Genomic DNA, 15,280 nt, shown 5'->3' on the forward strand with positions numbered 1-15,280 from the left:
CATTACCGCATTATCACATTACCGTATTCTTTATGCATATTTAACGATGATAGACTCAATCACATTTGCGGCGTCTTCGCATTTGTCGGTAACGTCTTCCATCACCTGGTATACCTCGCGCTTCTTGATGATCTCCTTGGCGTCGGGCTCCATGGAGAAGAGGCGCTCGATGAACATATCGGAGATGTCGTCAGCCTGGTTTTCGATCGAGTTGATCCGCACCAGCGAGTCGGTGATCTTGCGGATGTTCTTCATGTCGCGGAGCTCGTAAACGGCGTTCTTTACCTCGGCAGTTGCCTGAACAATGAGTTCGGAGAGGCGCTGGATGCCCTCGTCGGTGGGGTTTACGTGGTAGAGTTTGATCTTTTTTGCCGATGCATAGATGTAGTCGGCGATATCATCGAGGGCCGAAGCCATGAAGTGAATGTCTTCGCGGTCGAAGGGGGTGATAAAGTTGCGGCCGAGCTCGGTGAAGATCTTGTGGGTGAGCTCATCGGAAGCATGCTCGAGGTCCTCGATGGGCTTTACAAGCCCCTGCCGCTTCGAGATATCGGTTTCGGCAACGATCGCCGCCAGCTTTTGCGCCATAATATGGCCGTTGTTCGCCACTTCTTCAAACAAACCATAGAACACTTTATCCTTGGGACTGAACAGCTTCATGAAAGAGGTAAATGCCATATTTCGTTTTGATGTTGGCAGCAAAAATACTACCATCGAAACTCCGGTATCCTACGGGGCATATGGTAACATAGAATTAATAATAGGATAATATGGGGCGTCCGCACCTTTGACATACCCAACACCCCTTTCCATGTCTGCTTGTGTATACCGGGATCGCGTAAGCGCGAAAGCTGCGCTCTTGTTGCTGTCCGTGCTGCTGCTCGGTGCCTCTGCCCGGGCACAGCGCTTTCTTTCGGAGTACGATTCCACGCTTTTCCTCCGCGATACCATGGTGCGCGTGGTGTCGCGTTTCGAGAACCTGCACTTCAGCGGTTATATGCAGCCGCAGTTCCAGCTGGCTTCCACCGAGGGCGCTCCTTCCTTCGAAGGCGGAAACTTCGCGCCGCACAGTTCCAGCCGCTTCATGCTCCGGCGGGCACGGGTGAAGCTCGACTACCAGGTGCCGGATAAGCATGGCCCCTTGCCCTTTGCAGTGTTTACCTTCCAGATAGACGCCACCGAGCGGGGATCGATCGTGCGGGATATGTTTGCGCGGGTGTACCTCCCGGGCAACCAGGCATTCTCCGCCACCGCCGGCCTTTTCGCGCGGCCCTTCGGCTACGAGGTCAACCTGTCGTCGGGCTTCCGGGAGTCGCCCGAGCGGGCACGGGCTTCGCAGGTGCTGATGCCCGGCGAGCGCGACCTGGGCGCAATGATCTCCATCGACCCCGTCAAGCGCCGCGCCGGCGCTCCCGGGCTAAAGCTCGACGCGGGGCTCTTCAACGGCCCCGGGGTAACCGCTACCACGGACTTCGACTCCTATAAAGACATCATCGGCCGCCTGACGCTGAAGCCCTATACGATCACGAAAGGCTGGCTTGTCGGCGGTGGCCTGTCCGTGCTTTACGGCGGCTGGCGGCAGGACACGAAATACCGGTATGATGCGCGGGGCGGTAATGAAGGCTTTTCCGTCGACTCTTCCGAAAGCAACACCGGCGCCCGGGCACCGCGGCATTACTATGGTGCCGACGTACAGCTCGAGATTCATCATGGCTGGGGCAAGACCGAGCTGCGCGCCGAATACTGGCGCGGCACCCAGCCCGGCACCGCCACCACCACCGCCAACCCGGGTGCTCAGCCTGAAGGCCCTACCTATATCCGGCCCTTCGATGCGGGCATTTTTTATTTTTTGCAGAACATCGGCTCCCCGCGCTGGGAGCTGGGGCTCAAATACGACTGGTTCGACCCGAACCGCTTAGCCACAGGATCGGCCATCGGTAAGCCGGACCGTAATTATACGGTTGCCGATATCCGCTACGATACCTGGAGCGGCGGACTCACCTTTTACGTAAACCGCAACCTGAAGGTGCTGGCCTGGTACAACCACGTGCTGAATGAGCACACGGCGCTCCCGGCATTTACTTCCGACGCGCGCGATGATGTGTTTACGCTCCGCACCCAGCTGCGCTTCTAGGATTAGTGCCGGCGGTTGCGGGCCAATCTGCAACTGCCGCGGCAGGGTGCGTTGAGCGCGCCCCCCGTATCTTTATCCGATGAAGCGGAGCCTCGTTCCAGCAGTTATTTTCCTGATCGTTTTCCTTGCCGCCTGCACCAAAGACAAGTTTGGCCGCAGCCACTCGGTGCTGGCCAATCGCTCGGCGCACCGCATCGTAGTGGTGCCTTATGCCAACGGGCTTCCCGACAGCAGCCTAGTGCGGGCGATGAACCCGGGCGACAGTGCCTATGTTTTTGAATCCGGCAGCAATGAGCGCGATGTGGCGCCCACCTGGACCGAAGAACTGCGCCGCTTCGACTCGGTGCGCGTTGCCTTTATCGATACGGCCGCCGCGGGGCACGACACGGTGCGGATCGCGCATGTACGCGCGGGTATCGTTCCCTCTTACCCGAAATACATCCCCTTTTCGGCGGCCCGCAGCCTGTATAACAAGGCCGCCTGGAGCGAAGAAATCATCGACGACTCGCGCAACGTGCTGATCGGGCGTTTCACGTACACCTTTACCGAAGCCGACTTCCGGGCCGCGCGCTAAGCGGAGCTTCATCACCTACAGACTAATATATCCGACCCATCCAAACCCTCATTCAACATATCAAGGCCCTGGGCCCGCTCGATGCGGAGGCCGAAGCAGCCATCCGTGATGCCTTCACGGAGCGGGTGCTGCACAAGGGCGAGCTGCTGGTGGAGGAGGGAAAGATCTGCCGGCACCTCTACTTTCTCGAAAGGGGCGCTATCCGCGGCTTTTACAACCACGAAGGCCGCGAGGTGACGCACTGGTTCGGGTTCGCGCCCGAATTCGTTACCTCTTTTCACAGCTTCAGCACCGGGCAGGCGGCGGTGGAGAACATCCAGCTGCTCGAAGGCTCGGTGCTCTGGGCCATCTCGCGCGAGAAGCTCGCCGGGCTGCTCGATCGCTTTCACAGCCTCGAGCGCCTTGTGCGCCTTGCTTACGAACACTATTATGTCCGCCTCGAGGAGCGCTTCGTGAACGGGCAGTTCCGCACGGCCGCCGAGCGCTACCGGCAGCTGCTGGAGCAGGAGCCGCACCTGCTGGTGCGCGTGCCGCTGCAATACATCGCGGCCTACCTGGGCATCTCGCCCGAAACCCTCAGCCGCGTGCGCGCAGCCCTTAACAAGCCGGGTAGCGGTTCTTGACGTTTGTCAAGCGGGCGCCAATCAGTGCCCGCTAGGTTTGTTTCAAACAAATACAAATGGAACAAACGCAACCAAGCCGCGCTCCCTCAGCCGCTTTCCTCGGGGCTTCCTGGCTCGCCCTCGTTACCGGCATCACCGCTTTTATCATCGGGCTTTTCAATGCCGACATGCCGCTCAACGAAAAAGGCTACTACTTCACCGTCCTGCTCTTCGGCCTCTTCTCGGCGATCTCCGTGCAGAAGGCCGTGCGCGACCAGATCGACGGCATCCCCGTTACCTCGCTGTATTACGGACTCTCGTGGTTTGCCACCATCGCCTCCATCATCCTCCTCACCGCAGGACTATGGAATGCCACGCTCGCGCGCAGCGAGAAAGGCTTTTACGCGATGTCGTTTTTGCTGAGCATGTTCTCGGCCATCGTGGTGCAGAAAAATACGCGCGACGCGCAGGGCGCCGACAGCCGGCGCGCGCAATAAACGGCAGCTCAGGTGTTTTTGTCCGCGACTTTCTCCGCCAGCTCTTCCTGGTCTATGCCTTCGGGCAGGAAGAAGATCACCGGTGGCACCAGCAGGCAGGCGTAGGCGATCCAGATGTTTACCCAGGCCAGCAGCGCCGCGCCGGCATAGAGCATCATGCCGATGAAGCTCTTGCGGCGGGCGCGGTAGGAAACCTTCTGGATCTCGCGGTCGAGCTGCTTGTCGGTGTCGTGGTGCCGCAGGTGCCGTATGAGGCTGTAGTGGCGCATCAACAGAAAAGAAGCGGCCTGGAAGGCCAGTATCCCTGCGTAGAGCGACACCGAAACTGCCAGGTGCGGGTTGGCGCTCACGATGCCGGTGCCGTAGGGAATGAGGCTCATAAAGAACAGCAGCAGGAAGTTGAACCAGAGCAGCGTGGTATCGGTATGCTCCAGCAGGTGAAACATATGGTGGTGGTTGCTCCAGGAGATGCCGATGATCATGAAGGAAAACGCATAGGCGGCCAGGTAAGGCAACTGCCCTTTCAGGTGGTGGAGTATCTCCCAGGAGGTCCTGTCGGCGCCGGAAAGGTCGGGCAGGCGGAACTGCAGCACCATGACGGTGATGATGATCGATATGACACAATCGCTGAAGGCCTCCAGCCGGTTGGTAGCAACTTTCATGTGGTTCGCGGGCAGGGCTTCAATTCGTATGCCATGAGCCTTCACCCGGTGCGGAGCGGACCGTTCATCCGGCGCTACCGTGTTCCAAACTGCGCCGCGATGGTCCGTACCGCCTCCAGCACCCGCGTGAGCACGGGGTTGTGGTCGTCTTTGCGCCAGGCGGCATAGAGGCGCGTCTTGTGCGGCAGCTCAATAAAGCGCACACCCGGCGGGGCGCTGCGTGCGTAAGATGCCGGCATTACCGATACACCGAGGCCGCGGGCCACCAGGCTCAGCACCATGCCGCCAAAATCCGACTCGATCCGCACGTCGGGGCTGATGCCGTAGCTGTCGAAGAGGCGGCGCAGCGAGGCCACGTAAAAGGTTTTGTGGTGAAGGCCCGGCAGGATAAAAGGCTCATCGCTCACCTGCTGCAGGCTGCTGAAGTTTTCCTGGGTGAGGCGGTGCCCTTCGGGTATGATGAGCGCGAAGGGCTCGTCGTACAGCGGCTCCGACCGCAGCGCGGCGTTCTCGGCCGGGTCGCGGCGGAAGGCGATGTCCATCTGGTAATTGAGCAGCAGCTGCTCGAAGGAGATATCGGTGGGCTCCACCAGCTCGATCTTGACCGCCGGCGCCTCCCGCGCCAGGTGCGCGATGAGCTCGGGCAGGAAGGCATAGGTGGTGGAGCCGGGGTAGCCGATGCGGAGAAAGCCCTGCGCGCCCTCGTGGATGCTGCGCGCCTGGCGGTGGATGCGCTCCACTTCCTCGAGCATCCGCGTCCACTGCCCGGCCAGGAAGGCACCCGCCGGCGTCAGCTTCACGCTGCGCTTGCTCCGCTCAAAGAGTTGTACGCCCAGCTCCTCCTCGAGGGCCTTGATCTGCCGGCTCAGGGCCGACTGGGTAATGAACAACTTCTCGGCCGTGTTCCAGAAATGGAGCTCGCGGGAGAGGGCCAGGAAGTATTCGATCTGCAGCAGTTCCATAAGCGGTGATGCATTTGGCGCATTAATCAATGAAGAACCGGCATTGCCCGGCCCCTTGCGAAGTACGTGCTTTGCATAACATGGAAGGGATCGAAATCAGAAGAGCAACGGCAGCCGACCTAAGCGCGCTGCAGCAGGTGGGTCGGCAAACCTTTGCCGAAACCTTTTCGGATACCAACACCGAGGAAAATATGCGGCGCTACCTCGCCGAGAGCTTTGCTGCGCAGAAGCTGACAGCGGAACTGAATGCGCCCCATTCGGAATTCTACTTCGCCGTGCTGAACGGCGCCGTGGCCGGCTACCTGAAGGTGAACAGCGGTCCCGCGCAGACCGGGCTGCAGGAAGCCGGAGCGCTCGAGATCGAGCGGATCTATGTGCTCCGGGAGTTCCAGGCTAAGAAGATCGGGCAGCTGCTGTTTGAAAAAGCAGTCCGTGTAGCGCGGCAGCAAGGCGCGGCTTACGTGTGGCTGGGTGTGTGGGAAGAAAATGAAAAGGCGATCGACTTCTATAAAAAGAATGGCTTTGTCGCCTTCGACAAGCACCTCTTCCGGCTGGGCAACGACGTGCAGACCGACATCTTAATGAAATTAAAACTGTAGGCTATGGCAATCGCACAGAAATACGTGGTGGAAGGAATCGGCTGGACGGGTGCCCTGTGCTCGCTGTCGGCCTATGCGGGCAACAGTCTCGGCGCCATCGCCAGCCAGTCGGTGACCTACCTGTTGCTGAACATCATCGGCTGCGCCTGCCTGATCTTTTACGCGGTGTCGAAAAAGGCCCATGCCAGCTGGGTGCTCAACAGCATCTGGCTGCTGTTTACCGCCATCGCATTGTTGCGGGTGTGGAACGGCAGTTAATCCGGCACCGGTATTCCCAGCCCGCCAAAGAAAGTTTCCGCGTCCAGCTCGCGCACCGCGCCCGGCTGCAGATCGCCGAGCTCGAGGCCCGAGATGGAGGTGCGCAGCAGGCGGATGCAGGGATGGCCGACGACGCGAACCATTTTGCGTACCTGGTGAAAGCGCCCTTCGGTGAGGCTGATCTTCAGCCAGCTGGTAGGAACGTATGGATTGTATTTATACGGCGAAGGAAAATAGTGCGGCGGCCCCGGCACGGCTTCTACAGTGCAAGGTGCGGAGGTGAAGGTGCGGCCGCCTTCGATCAGGAACGGCACACCGGTACGCAGGCGCTCCAGGTCGGCTTCGTCGGGTACGCCTTTTACCTCCACATGATATACCCGCGGGTGCGGCACCGCCCCCTGGAAAAGCAGCTTCGTCATCCGTTTGTCGGTGGTGAGCAGCAGCAGGCCCTCCGACTCCAGGTCGAGGCGGCCCAAGGCATGCGTGCCTTCGGGAAAAGCGAAGCCGAGGTCGCCGAGCAGCCGCTGTGGGTAGGGGCTCACGAACTGCGAGAGCACGCCGTGGGGCTTGTGGAGGAGGAAATAACGGAAGGGAAGGGGCATGGGGCAAAGAACGGAAACAACCCGGATCTGAGGTTCTGAGGTTCCGGGGTTCTGGGGTTGGTTGTGGGCAGGAGCCGCTATCTTGGGCCTGCAAACTAAAGCTATGAATCCCGAAGTGACTGCCTATATCGCCGCCGCGCCCGAAGGGCAGCAGGCCTTGCTGGAAGCCATCCGCCGCCTCGTGCACGAAGCGCTGCCGGGCGTGCAGGAAGACTTTAAATGGAGCCGGCCCGTCTTCCGCGCGGGGCGCGACTTTGCCTACCTCAAAACACAAAAGAGCTATGTGACCTTTGGCTTCTACGATGCCGGCGGCCTTGAAGATCCGCAGGGGCTGCTGGAAGGCACGGGCAAGCAGATGCGGCACATCAAGCTGCGGAATGAAGGCGACCTGGCAAAGGCCCCGCTGAAGGAGTGGATCCGGGCGGCGGCGATCAGATAGCGTTTCTCTCGGGGAATTTTCTCGCAGAGGGCACAGCGCGTTCCGCAGAGTGCACAGAGCCTGTTCTTCGCTTACAGTTTTTGGAGATTGACCTGCAGGTTCCTGCTGTCCCACGCCATCGGCTTGCCGCCACTGCCGGCACTTTCTTCCTCCTTCGTATCTTTCCCGCACTATGGCCCGACCCATCAAAGAAGAAGAACGCGCGCTCATCGCCTACCTGCTCACGAAAGTGAAAGACGGGCAGCGCTACGCCATCCCCGACGACGTGGAAAGCCTCGGCGAGGCCGGCATCCAGTTCACACAAAAAGGCGAGCACGCCGCCGACCTGGTGGAAGCCGAGTACACCGACTCCGACGGCCGCGCCGTGTTCATCACCCTCACCGCCAACGACGCCGGCGCGCTCTACGAGCTCGATCTCTGGAAGGTCGACTTCAGCCGGCTGCAATCTTATCCCACTCCGGGCGAGATCCGCTTCGAGGAATAGCTGCGGCGGCGGCAGGCGGCCTTTGCACACGACGGCAAGACGGCGCTACAACACGACGTTTTGTATCTTATGGTGCTGCCGGATGTCGCTCAACTGCTTCTACGCAGGTAAATGCCCGCCTGCAGAAAAAAATATTTTCGTCGTGCCTTCGTATCGTTGTGCCGTCGTGAATAAAGAGCCGCCCCAGGGGGCGGCTCTTTGCTTTATCCTCAGTGACGTATCAGGCTTCGCTGCCAGAGGTTGCGGCGGGTTGGGTGAGCTTGTCGTGGAACTCCTCGGTGATCTGGTTGACGGCAGTTATGATGCCCAGCCAGGGCTCGGCAGTGCAGTTGTACGCGCTTTCCGATTGCTTCATCAAGACCGCGCACATGAGCCAGGCTGCGGTCTTTAAGTTGTAAATTCATATAGTTCAACGCATGGCGCAAAGCCCCGGTCGTTAACTGCAACCCTGACAGCATTCTTCACAATAAAAATGTAGATCATGCATGCCCAAATAATCACGTATCAGTTAAAGGATATTTCGCAGGCGGATTATCTAAAAAAGATGGTTGATCCGGATGCTCCTGTCCTGGCTAATGTAAATGGACTCATATCAAAGGTTTGGTTGGCAAATGAAGAGAAAAACACTTTTGGAGGTTTTTACTTGTGGGAAAGCAAGGAAGCTATGGAAACCTTCATGCACTCAGACCTTGTAAAGACTGTTGTAAGCCGGCCATTTGTTACCAACGTTTCCTCGGTTGATTACACAGTAAACGAAGTAGCATCAAAAATTACCCGTGGAGTGAAATAGTCCGCCCGAATAAAGCTTACAAAAGGAGTGGTTATCTATTTTAATAGGTAGACACTCGCTTTGTTTTTAGTGAATCCAGGTTGGAAAAAAGCAGCTGTTAACGCCCTGCCGCGCCTCGTTACCGGCACGGATTTGTTTCAGGATTGCAGGTGGATTCCGGCACTCTATACCGGCAGGCTACTCCTCCTTCTCCGGAAAAGGCTTTATGTTGGGTTTTGAAATAATCTTCACATCGTCCGGTATCGATATATCAAACAGACTTTGCCACGCGCCGGAGATCCGTTGTGGTGCGAACTCAAATTCACGGCTGAAATGCCGCCAGTTCCGGAGTAAGAAACAATAGAGCTCCGGGTTGAATCTTACGCCGGCAGCGTGTTCATCTCCTTTTTTCATCGGCCTTATTTTCCATAATTCAACAATGCATAAGGCCTTGCCGGCATTGGGGCCAACGGAGTTTGTTTTACCGCAGCAGATAACGATATCGCCGCGGTACTTAAAAGTCCGGTACCGGGTTTCGATTGTCTTTTTCCCGTTCTTTATCCAGTCCGCATAGGGCGCGCCGGGATAATCGTTCATGATCAGCGCCTTGTATATTCTTTGCTTTTCCGCCATGGAGATCGGTATTAATATTCCCGGAGCCGGGGAATCCTCAGCTGACGAAAGTTACGGCCTGGAACACCGACTTGCTACGATGCGGCCAATGCAGAGGGGCCGAACACGTAATCGCTGTTGAACCGATTTACTCAAGTTGCGGTGAAGGGTCACGGTCAGCCGCTACTTCAGCTAGCCGGCAGGCCGCGCACCAAAGTCTGGCCGGCAGCCCGCGAACATATCGAAACATCGTACATTCATCCCCGCCGAAACGCAAACCGGATCGTTTGCAGCGGCCCGAAAACAAAAAACAACAATTACAACCTTATGAGAAAGATAATCTCCTTCATGCACATTTCTCTTGATGGCTTTGTAGCCGGACCGAACGGCGAAATGAACTGGATCAATGTGGGTGAAGAGCTTTTCGACCACATCGGCCGGCGGGTGAGCCAGACGGACAGCGCCTTGTACGGACGGGTTACTTACGAGATGATGGAAGGCTACTGGCCCACCGCGGGCGACGAGCCGGATGCCTCCAGCCACGACATCCAGCACTCTAAGTGGTATAACGGGGCGCACAAGATCGTTTTGTCAAAAACGCTGAATGGTGCCGACCTGGCGAATACGACCGTTATCAGCGATAACCTTGCCGACAAAATCAATGCGATCAGGCAAAAGGAAGGCAGCGAGATCCTGGTCTTCGGCAGCCCCACGGCAACGCATGCATTGATGGAGCAGAACCTGGTGGACGGCTACTGGCTTTTTGTGAACCCGGTGATCCTCGGCGAGGGGATTCCGCTGTTTACCGGCAACACCGGGAAAGTAAAGCTGCAGCTGGAGGCCACCCGTCAGTTTGCCAGCGGGGTAACGGAGCTTAGTTACACCGTGAACCGGTAATCTGCCGGATACGATTTCTGTCAAGCTCGTGCAGGGCCTCGTGCCTTTAATGGCGTAACTTACTAAGAGCCGGCTTCGGCCAAAACGCCGCCCGCTTACGTAAAGGTTTTCTTTAGCTATTTTCCGGAGCAGCGATGGAATAAGATCGCGGCCGCAAGCGATCGGGATGACAAGGTCTCAAGGTGGTAACAGGGCGGCCCGTGGTGCGGCTCCGGGCTTCGCGACTGCCGCCCGGGCAGCCCGGTAAATTATCCTGGGCTTGTCATCCCGATGCGCAGCATTGGGATCTGGATCCGGCGATTTGGAGACGACTTCTAAACCTTCCTGCATGAAACTCGAATACCTCAATGATATCACTGCCGGTGGCAAATACCCGCTGGCCGACCCGGACAAACTGATCCGGCTTTACGCCTTCACGCCGCTGGAGGCGCGGGAGCTGTGCCGGGCGATCGGGGAGCAGCTGGTGAGCGGTCATGGCCGGGTGGAGGTGCACGGGCTCAACTTCGTGCAGGCGCTCAACTGCACGCTTACACTGATCGCGGCCGATAAAAACGAAGGCATCGCGCTGCCGGCCGACGGCAAAAACTTTCGCTGCCTGCTCACCCGGGAGGCCTACACCACGATGGCCAGCCTCGTGGGACATTTCGCAAACCCGGGGCATGCGCTGATCGGTTACCACTGGCTCTACGTCGCCGATGAGGAACAGGTGGACCTGCTGCTTTCGCCGCGCGGCACCTGGTGAATGGCCGCGCTGCATAACATTCCCGTAACAATCGCTTCACACACCGGTAACTGACGCGTAACGGCGCCGTAACACCCGCTTGGGAGCTTTGCGGGCAAATGCGGCAACACATGTATTTCCGGTCTGCTCTGATACTTGGCTTCATCCTTTTCCTCAACATCACCCTCCACGCGCAGTCGCGCATCGCGGGCAAGGTGCTCAACGACAAAAACGAGCCGCTGGCCGGCGTCAGCATCGCGGTAGCGGGCGGTGGCGGCACCAGCACCGGTGTAGACGGCAGCTTCCAGCTGGCACTGGCACCGGGCAAAACCTACACGCTTACCATTACGGCCGTTGGCTATGCCGCGAAAACCATCAACGATTACGATCCTGCGAAAGACCCCGAGCTCACCATCGCCCTCGAAACCGCCGCGCGCAGCATGGATGCCGTGGTGGTTTCCGGGTCTTCTGGCCGCCGCCGCGAGTCGGTTACGTCGATGATCGCTTACCAGAAAAACACCAATACCGTAGCCCAGGTGGTATCGGCCGAAGCCATCCGCCGCTCGCCCGACAAGAACACGGGCGAGGTGCTGCGCCGCGTAGCCGGCACCTCGTTGCTCGAAGGCAAATACCTGGTCGTGCGAGGCCTCGCCGACCGCTACAACCAGACGATGCTCAACGGTGTGCTCCTGTCGTCAACCGAACCAGACCGCAAGACCTTTTCCTATGACATCTTCCCAGCCTCGATGCTCGACAACATGGTCATCAACAAGGCCTTCGTGCCCGAGCTGCCCGGCGAGTGGGCCGGCGGCCTGGTGCAGATTAATACCAAGGAAATTCCCGCGACCGGTTTCCTGAATGCGCAGCTCGGCACCGGCTTCAACACCCGAACCATCGGAAAACCCTTCTACTCCTATCAGGGTGGCTCGCTCGACTTCCTCGGCATCGACGACGGCTACCGCGCCATCCCTGAAGGCGCCCAGTCGAAGTCGGGATTCAGCAGCACCGGCCCCGCCGCGCAGGCCGCCCTGGGCCGTCAGCTGCACAATCAGTGGACACCCGACCCGATGTCGCTGCAGCCGAATCAATCGGCACAGATCAATGGCGGTTTCAATACGCGCCTCTTCGGCAAAAAGCTCGGCGCAATGCTGGCCCTCACCTACAACCGCTCCTTCCGCCGCACCGACTACAGCAACACCTTTATCTCCAACCTGCAGGGCGACCGCGACTTTTTCTACACCAACGAAAAGTACAATCAGGACGTGCTTGCCGGGGGGATGGCCAACTTCACCCTCCAGATCGACAACAACAATAAAATCGCGGTGCGCAACGTGCTTAACGTGAACAGCACCAAGTCGGTGATCGAGCGCCAGGGTCAGGACTACATCCTCGGCAGCGGCTCGGGGCAGAACATTACTGCCACCGAACTGGCGCTGCGTCAGAACGTTTTCTTCAATACCCAGATTCAGGGCGATCATAACCTGTTTGGACGCAACGGCCTCAAAATCCAGTGGCGCGGCGGCTTCAACATCCTCGACCAGTACATTCCTGACCAGCGTCGCCTGCAGTATGTGGAGGAAACACCGGGCAACAAGGACTACGTGGCCCTCATCGGCTCAGGCAACTCGCAGAAGTCGGGCTCCCGCTTCTACTCGATGCTGAGCGATTACATCTACAATGCCGGCGGCGATGTGAGCAAAAGCTTCAAATGGCTCGGTCAGAACCAGACCATCAAGGCCGGTTACGCGCTCCAGGTAAAAGACCGCCTTTTCGACAGCCGTCCTTTCTTTTATGCGATCGCGCCCCGCACGCAGAATCCGAACGCATTGCTCCGGCTTCCGGCGAATGAGATCTTCGCACCCGCGCACGTTACCGGCGCCCCCGAGGCCTTCGAGTTCGACGAGCTTTCCGGTAAGCAGTATCGCTACCTCGCCAACACCATGCTCAACGCCGGCTATATTCAGTTCGACAATGCCTTCAGCGACAAGCTGCGCGCTGTGTGGGGCGTTCGCTACGAAAACTTCGACCAGCTGGTGGGCTCCGTGCATACTTCGGACGAACGCTACCTGCATTCGGTAGTGGGCGATTGGCTGCCGGGACTCAACCTGACCTACAAGCTCAACACCCGCACCAACATCCGCCTCTCGGGCTCGCAGACGGTGGTGCGCCCCGAATTTCGCGAGTTGAGCAACTTCGCCTTCTACGATTTCGAGCTCGGCGCTACGGTGCAGGGCGACCGGAGGCTAGTGCGCACGAAGGTCACGAATGCGGACCTCCGTTACGAGCTCTATCCCCGCGCCGGAGAACTGTTTACGGTCGGCGTGTTCTACAAGTATTTTGAAAAACCAATCGAGCTGTTTCCGAACCAGTCGGGTGTGGGTTCTTCCAACACGTTCAACTTCCTCAACGCCACATCGGCACAAGGTGCCGGTGTTGAACTGGAGGTGCGCAAGAAGCTGGATTTCGTGCCGGGGATGCAGAACTTCACGTTCTCTTCGAACGTATCGGTCATCTACAACCGTGTGAAGTTCGATGCGCAGGTGGCCGACCGCCCGATGCAAGGACAGAGCCCCTACCTCCTCAACTTCGGCCTTCAGTACGACCTGGAGAAATACGGAATCACCGGCAACCTGCTGTTCAACCGCATCGGTCGCCGCATCCTCTTCGCCGGAAATGTCAACCAGAGCACGGGCGTCGGCATCCCGGAGATCTGGGAGAACCCGCGCTCCCTCCTCGACCTGCAGCTCGGAAAGAAGGTACTCTCCGGCAAGGGCGAAGTAAGGATCAACCTCTCCGACATCCTTAACCAGCCCGCCATCTTCTACCACGATCTCGACAACAACAAAAAGTTCAACAGTAACAAAGACGTACAGGCCATCCGCCGCATCTACGGAACCGGCGTGGGTGTCACGTTCGCGTACAACTTTAAGTAATGTGCTGATTTGCTAATGGGGTATTGGAATAAGATTAAAAAGGCACCAACAGACTAATTAACTACTTAACTAATAAACGATTTAACCAATCACATCATGAAACGCATCCTGATCCTTTCAGCTGCATCGCTTCTGGTCTTCGCCTCCTGCCGTAAAATCCAGGTGGACGGCATTGACAACAACACCGGTGGCGGTACCACCATCACGTCGGAGTCGGCAATCCTTTCGGGCGCCATCGGTTCCGACCTGACCCTCCGCTCGGGCAAGACCTACACGCTGCGCGGTATCGTTTACGTAGTGAACGGCGCTCAGCTCACCATCGAGCCGGGAGTGACCATCCTGGGTGACAAGAACTCGCGCGGTACGCTCGTGATCACCCGCGGCTCGCGCATCAATGCCACCGGCACTGCCAGCCAGCCCATCGTGTTCACTTCGAGCGAAGGCTCCGGCAGCCGCCCCGGCGACTGGGGTGGGCTTGTGATCCTGGGCCGTGCCCGCACCAATGCCGCCTACAACGGTACGGCCGGCCTCGGTGAAGCAGAAGGCGGTATCAACAACGGCGACGGCTATGGCCTTTACGGCGGCACCGATGATAACGACAACAGCGGTACGCTGAAGTATGTGCGCATCGAGTATGCCGGTTATGCCTTCCTGCCCGACAAAGAGCTGAACGGACTAAGCCTGTATGCCGTAGGTCGTGGCACCACGATCTCTTATGTGGAAGTGGCCTGGGCGGCCGACGACTCCTTCGAGTGGTTCGGCGGTACGGTGAATGCCGACCATATCATCGCCTACAAAGGACTCGATGACGACTTCGACACCGACAACGGCTTCTCCGGCAAGGTGCAGTTCGCCATTGGCATCCGCGACTCCGCCGTGGCCGATATCTCCGGTTCCAACGGCTTCGAGAGCGACAACGATGCAGCCGGCTCCACGCTGACGCCGCAAACGAGCGCCATCTTCGCCAACGTTACCTCGGTAGGTCCGAAAGCGGTGCTGAATACGATCGGGAACACCTACTACCGCAACGCCGCGCAGATCCGCCGCAACTCCTCGCTGTCGGTGATCAACTCGGTGCTCATGGGTTGGAACACCGGCCTGCTGATCGATGCGTCGACGGGCCGCCCCACCGACCTCAATATCACCGGCACGACGCCGACGTTGTGGTGGCGCGGCAATATCATCTCCGGCACCATTGCCGCCAACCAGGTGAAGTATTCGGCCAGCACCAATGCCGCTACCGGCTGGACCACCGCCGACGCGCTCGCCTGGCACAACACGACATCGTTCAACAACCTGCTCCTGGCCACCAACAACGAGGTGGGTTATGCCGATGCGTTCAATTACAACAACCCTGACTTTACGGTAAGCACCACCTCCCCGCTGCTGACCAACAGCTATGCGGCCACCGATGCCCGCTTCAACGGCATGACGGCGGTAAACTACCGCGGCGCCGTTGGCCCGAACGACACCTGGTATAAGGGCTGGACACGTTTTGGGAACTAAGCCCAGCCCCCATGCCCTTCCAAACCTCC

Annotated in this window: 19 protein-coding genes; 13 read left to right on the top strand and 6 right to left on the bottom strand. The window is 58.5% G+C overall.

Annotated elements, in window-relative coordinates; translation table 11 throughout:
* Positions 1-30 precede the first annotated feature (30 nt).
* The gene (locus tag EPD60_RS03195) at positions 31-678 is read right to left on the bottom strand and encodes a DUF47 domain-containing protein (protein ID WP_131446782.1); all 648 of its coding nucleotides are present in this window, start codon (positions 676-678) and stop codon (positions 31-33) included.
* Between the two features lie 133 nt (positions 679-811).
* On the opposite strand from EPD60_RS03195, the gene EPD60_RS03200 reads away from it, so the two are divergent.
* The 4 genes from EPD60_RS03200 (at position 812) to yiaA (ending at position 3,807) form a co-directional block, all read left to right on the top strand.
* The gene (locus EPD60_RS03200) at positions 812-2,134 is read left to right on the top strand and encodes a porin (protein WP_131446784.1); all 1,323 of its coding nucleotides are present in this window, start codon (positions 812-814) and stop codon (positions 2,132-2,134) included.
* 79 nt (positions 2,135-2,213) lie between these two features.
* Positions 2,214-2,708, top strand: coding sequence for a hypothetical protein (locus EPD60_RS03205; protein ID WP_131446786.1), 495 nt, complete (start codon positions 2,214-2,216; stop codon positions 2,706-2,708).
* A gap of 125 nt (positions 2,709-2,833) precedes the next feature.
* Complete coding sequence (locus tag EPD60_RS03210) at positions 2,834-3,331, top strand: Crp/Fnr family transcriptional regulator (RefSeq protein WP_207896530.1); 498 nt, start codon at positions 2,834-2,836, stop codon at positions 3,329-3,331.
* A gap of 56 nt (positions 3,332-3,387) precedes the next feature.
* Positions 3,388-3,807 carry an inner membrane protein YiaA gene (gene yiaA / locus EPD60_RS03215; RefSeq protein ID WP_131446788.1) on the top strand — a complete coding sequence of 140 codons (420 nt, stop codon included), beginning with the start codon at positions 3,388-3,390 and terminating at the stop codon, positions 3,805-3,807.
* A gap of 8 nt (positions 3,808-3,815) precedes the next feature.
* Here yiaA and EPD60_RS03220 read toward each other — a convergent pair whose 3' ends face one another.
* Positions 3,816-4,469 carry a TMEM175 family protein gene (locus EPD60_RS03220; protein WP_131446790.1) on the bottom strand — a complete coding sequence of 218 codons (654 nt, stop codon included), beginning with the start codon at positions 4,467-4,469 and terminating at the stop codon, positions 3,816-3,818.
* 74 nt (positions 4,470-4,543) lie between these two features.
* Positions 4,544-5,431, bottom strand: coding sequence for a LysR family transcriptional regulator (locus EPD60_RS03225; RefSeq protein ID WP_131446792.1), 888 nt, complete (start codon positions 5,429-5,431; stop codon positions 4,544-4,546).
* An 80-nt stretch (positions 5,432-5,511) separates the two neighbouring features.
* On the opposite strand from EPD60_RS03225, the gene EPD60_RS03230 reads away from it, so the two are divergent.
* Positions 5,512-6,030, top strand: coding sequence for a GNAT family N-acetyltransferase (locus EPD60_RS03230; RefSeq protein ID WP_131446794.1), 519 nt, complete (start codon positions 5,512-5,514; stop codon positions 6,028-6,030).
* Between the two features lie 3 nt (positions 6,031-6,033).
* Positions 6,034-6,288 (top strand): CBU_0592 family membrane protein, encoded by a 255-nt coding sequence (locus EPD60_RS03235; RefSeq protein WP_131446796.1) that lies wholly within the window; start codon positions 6,034-6,036, stop codon positions 6,286-6,288.
* On the opposite strand, the gene EPD60_RS03240 is transcribed toward EPD60_RS03235, so the two are convergent.
* Positions 6,285-6,890: a pseudouridine synthase gene (locus tag EPD60_RS03240; RefSeq protein WP_131446798.1), complete on the bottom strand. Its 606-nt coding sequence runs from the start codon at positions 6,888-6,890 to the stop codon at positions 6,285-6,287. The genes EPD60_RS03235 and EPD60_RS03240 overlap by 4 nt on opposite strands.
* Positions 6,891-6,993: 103 nt before the next feature.
* Here EPD60_RS03240 and EPD60_RS03245 point away from each other — a divergent pair, with 103 nt between their 5' ends.
* The gene (locus tag EPD60_RS03245) at positions 6,994-7,329 is read left to right on the top strand and encodes a DUF1801 domain-containing protein (RefSeq protein ID WP_131446800.1); all 336 of its coding nucleotides are present in this window, start codon (positions 6,994-6,996) and stop codon (positions 7,327-7,329) included.
* Positions 7,330-7,501: 172 nt separating this feature from the next.
* Complete coding sequence (locus EPD60_RS03250) at positions 7,502-7,813, top strand: DUF6984 family protein (RefSeq protein WP_131446802.1); 312 nt, start codon at positions 7,502-7,504, stop codon at positions 7,811-7,813.
* 220 nt (positions 7,814-8,033) lie between these two features.
* Here EPD60_RS03250 and EPD60_RS16800 read toward each other — a convergent pair whose 3' ends face one another.
* Positions 8,034-8,183 (bottom strand): hypothetical protein, encoded by a 150-nt coding sequence (locus EPD60_RS16800; protein WP_165871386.1) that lies wholly within the window; start codon positions 8,181-8,183, stop codon positions 8,034-8,036.
* Positions 8,184-8,294: 111 nt separating this feature from the next.
* Between EPD60_RS16800 and EPD60_RS03255 the strand changes: the two genes are divergently transcribed.
* Positions 8,295-8,603 carry a YdhR family protein gene (locus EPD60_RS03255; protein WP_131446804.1) on the top strand — a complete coding sequence of 103 codons (309 nt, stop codon included), beginning with the start codon at positions 8,295-8,297 and terminating at the stop codon, positions 8,601-8,603.
* 177 nt (positions 8,604-8,780) lie between these two features.
* Here the strand turns inward: EPD60_RS03255 and EPD60_RS03260 are convergent, their stop codons facing one another.
* Positions 8,781-9,215 carry an ASCH domain-containing protein gene (locus EPD60_RS03260; RefSeq protein ID WP_131446806.1) on the bottom strand — a complete coding sequence of 145 codons (435 nt, stop codon included), beginning with the start codon at positions 9,213-9,215 and terminating at the stop codon, positions 8,781-8,783.
* A 306-nt stretch (positions 9,216-9,521) separates the two neighbouring features.
* On the opposite strand from EPD60_RS03260, the gene EPD60_RS03265 reads away from it, so the two are divergent.
* From EPD60_RS03265 to EPD60_RS03280, 4 genes are all read left to right on the top strand, one after another.
* Complete coding sequence (locus tag EPD60_RS03265; RefSeq protein ID WP_131446808.1) at positions 9,522-10,091, top strand: dihydrofolate reductase family protein; 570 nt, start codon at positions 9,522-9,524, stop codon at positions 10,089-10,091.
* Positions 10,092-10,419: 328 nt separating this feature from the next.
* Entirely contained in the window at positions 10,420-10,833 is a 414-nt protein-coding gene (locus EPD60_RS03270) for a hypothetical protein (RefSeq protein WP_131446810.1), read from the top strand.
* A gap of 110 nt (positions 10,834-10,943) precedes the next feature.
* Positions 10,944-13,745, top strand: coding sequence for a TonB-dependent receptor (locus tag EPD60_RS03275; protein ID WP_165871387.1), 2,802 nt, complete (start codon positions 10,944-10,946; stop codon positions 13,743-13,745).
* 96 nt (positions 13,746-13,841) lie between these two features.
* Positions 13,842-15,251, top strand: a complete 1,410-nt coding sequence (locus EPD60_RS03280; protein ID WP_131446814.1) for a hypothetical protein — start codon at positions 13,842-13,844, stop codon at positions 15,249-15,251.
* Positions 15,252-15,280 lie beyond the last annotated feature (29 nt).

It is taken from the genome of Flaviaestuariibacter flavus (assembly GCF_004337505.1).
In the GTDB taxonomy this organism is placed as follows: Bacteria; Bacteroidota; Bacteroidia; order Chitinophagales; family Chitinophagaceae; genus Flavisolibacter; species Flavisolibacter flavus.

Excerpts from the sequence above, each read along its gene's own strand:
- EPD60_RS03195 (WP_131446782.1), bottom strand. The coding sequence starts at position 678 with ATGGCATTTACCTCTTTCATGAAGCTGTTCAGTCCCAAGGATAAAGTG.
- EPD60_RS03200 (WP_131446784.1), top strand. The coding sequence starts at position 812 with ATGTCTGCTTGTGTATACCGGGATCGCGTAAGCGCGAAAGCTGCGCTC.
- EPD60_RS03240 (WP_131446798.1), bottom strand. The coding sequence starts at position 6,890 with ATGCCCCTTCCCTTCCGTTATTTCCTCCTCCACAAGCCCCACGGCGTG.
- EPD60_RS03250 (WP_131446802.1), top strand. The coding sequence starts at position 7,502 with ATGGCCCGACCCATCAAAGAAGAAGAACGCGCGCTCATCGCCTACCTG.
- EPD60_RS03205 (WP_131446786.1), top strand. The coding sequence starts at position 2,214 with ATGAAGCGGAGCCTCGTTCCAGCAGTTATTTTCCTGATCGTTTTCCTT.
- EPD60_RS03230 (WP_131446794.1), top strand. The coding sequence starts at position 5,512 with ATGGAAGGGATCGAAATCAGAAGAGCAACGGCAGCCGACCTAAGCGCG.
- EPD60_RS03270 (WP_131446810.1), top strand. The coding sequence starts at position 10,420 with ATGAAACTCGAATACCTCAATGATATCACTGCCGGTGGCAAATACCCG.
- EPD60_RS03220 (WP_131446790.1), bottom strand. The coding sequence starts at position 4,469 with ATGAAAGTTGCTACCAACCGGCTGGAGGCCTTCAGCGATTGTGTCATA.
- EPD60_RS03260 (WP_131446806.1), bottom strand. The coding sequence starts at position 9,215 with ATGGCGGAAAAGCAAAGAATATACAAGGCGCTGATCATGAACGATTAT.
- EPD60_RS03275 (WP_165871387.1), top strand. The coding sequence starts at position 10,944 with ATGTATTTCCGGTCTGCTCTGATACTTGGCTTCATCCTTTTCCTCAAC.
- EPD60_RS03225 (WP_131446792.1), bottom strand. The coding sequence starts at position 5,431 with ATGGAACTGCTGCAGATCGAATACTTCCTGGCCCTCTCCCGCGAGCTC.
- EPD60_RS16800 (WP_165871386.1), bottom strand. The coding sequence starts at position 8,183 with ATGTGCGCGGTCTTGATGAAGCAATCGGAAAGCGCGTACAACTGCACT.
- yiaA (WP_131446788.1), top strand. The coding sequence starts at position 3,388 with ATGGAACAAACGCAACCAAGCCGCGCTCCCTCAGCCGCTTTCCTCGGG.
- EPD60_RS03255 (WP_131446804.1), top strand. The coding sequence starts at position 8,295 with ATGCATGCCCAAATAATCACGTATCAGTTAAAGGATATTTCGCAGGCG.
- EPD60_RS03235 (WP_131446796.1), top strand. The coding sequence starts at position 6,034 with ATGGCAATCGCACAGAAATACGTGGTGGAAGGAATCGGCTGGACGGGT.
- EPD60_RS03280 (WP_131446814.1), top strand. The coding sequence starts at position 13,842 with ATGAAACGCATCCTGATCCTTTCAGCTGCATCGCTTCTGGTCTTCGCC.
- EPD60_RS03265 (WP_131446808.1), top strand. The coding sequence starts at position 9,522 with ATGAGAAAGATAATCTCCTTCATGCACATTTCTCTTGATGGCTTTGTA.
- EPD60_RS03245 (WP_131446800.1), top strand. The coding sequence starts at position 6,994 with ATGAATCCCGAAGTGACTGCCTATATCGCCGCCGCGCCCGAAGGGCAG.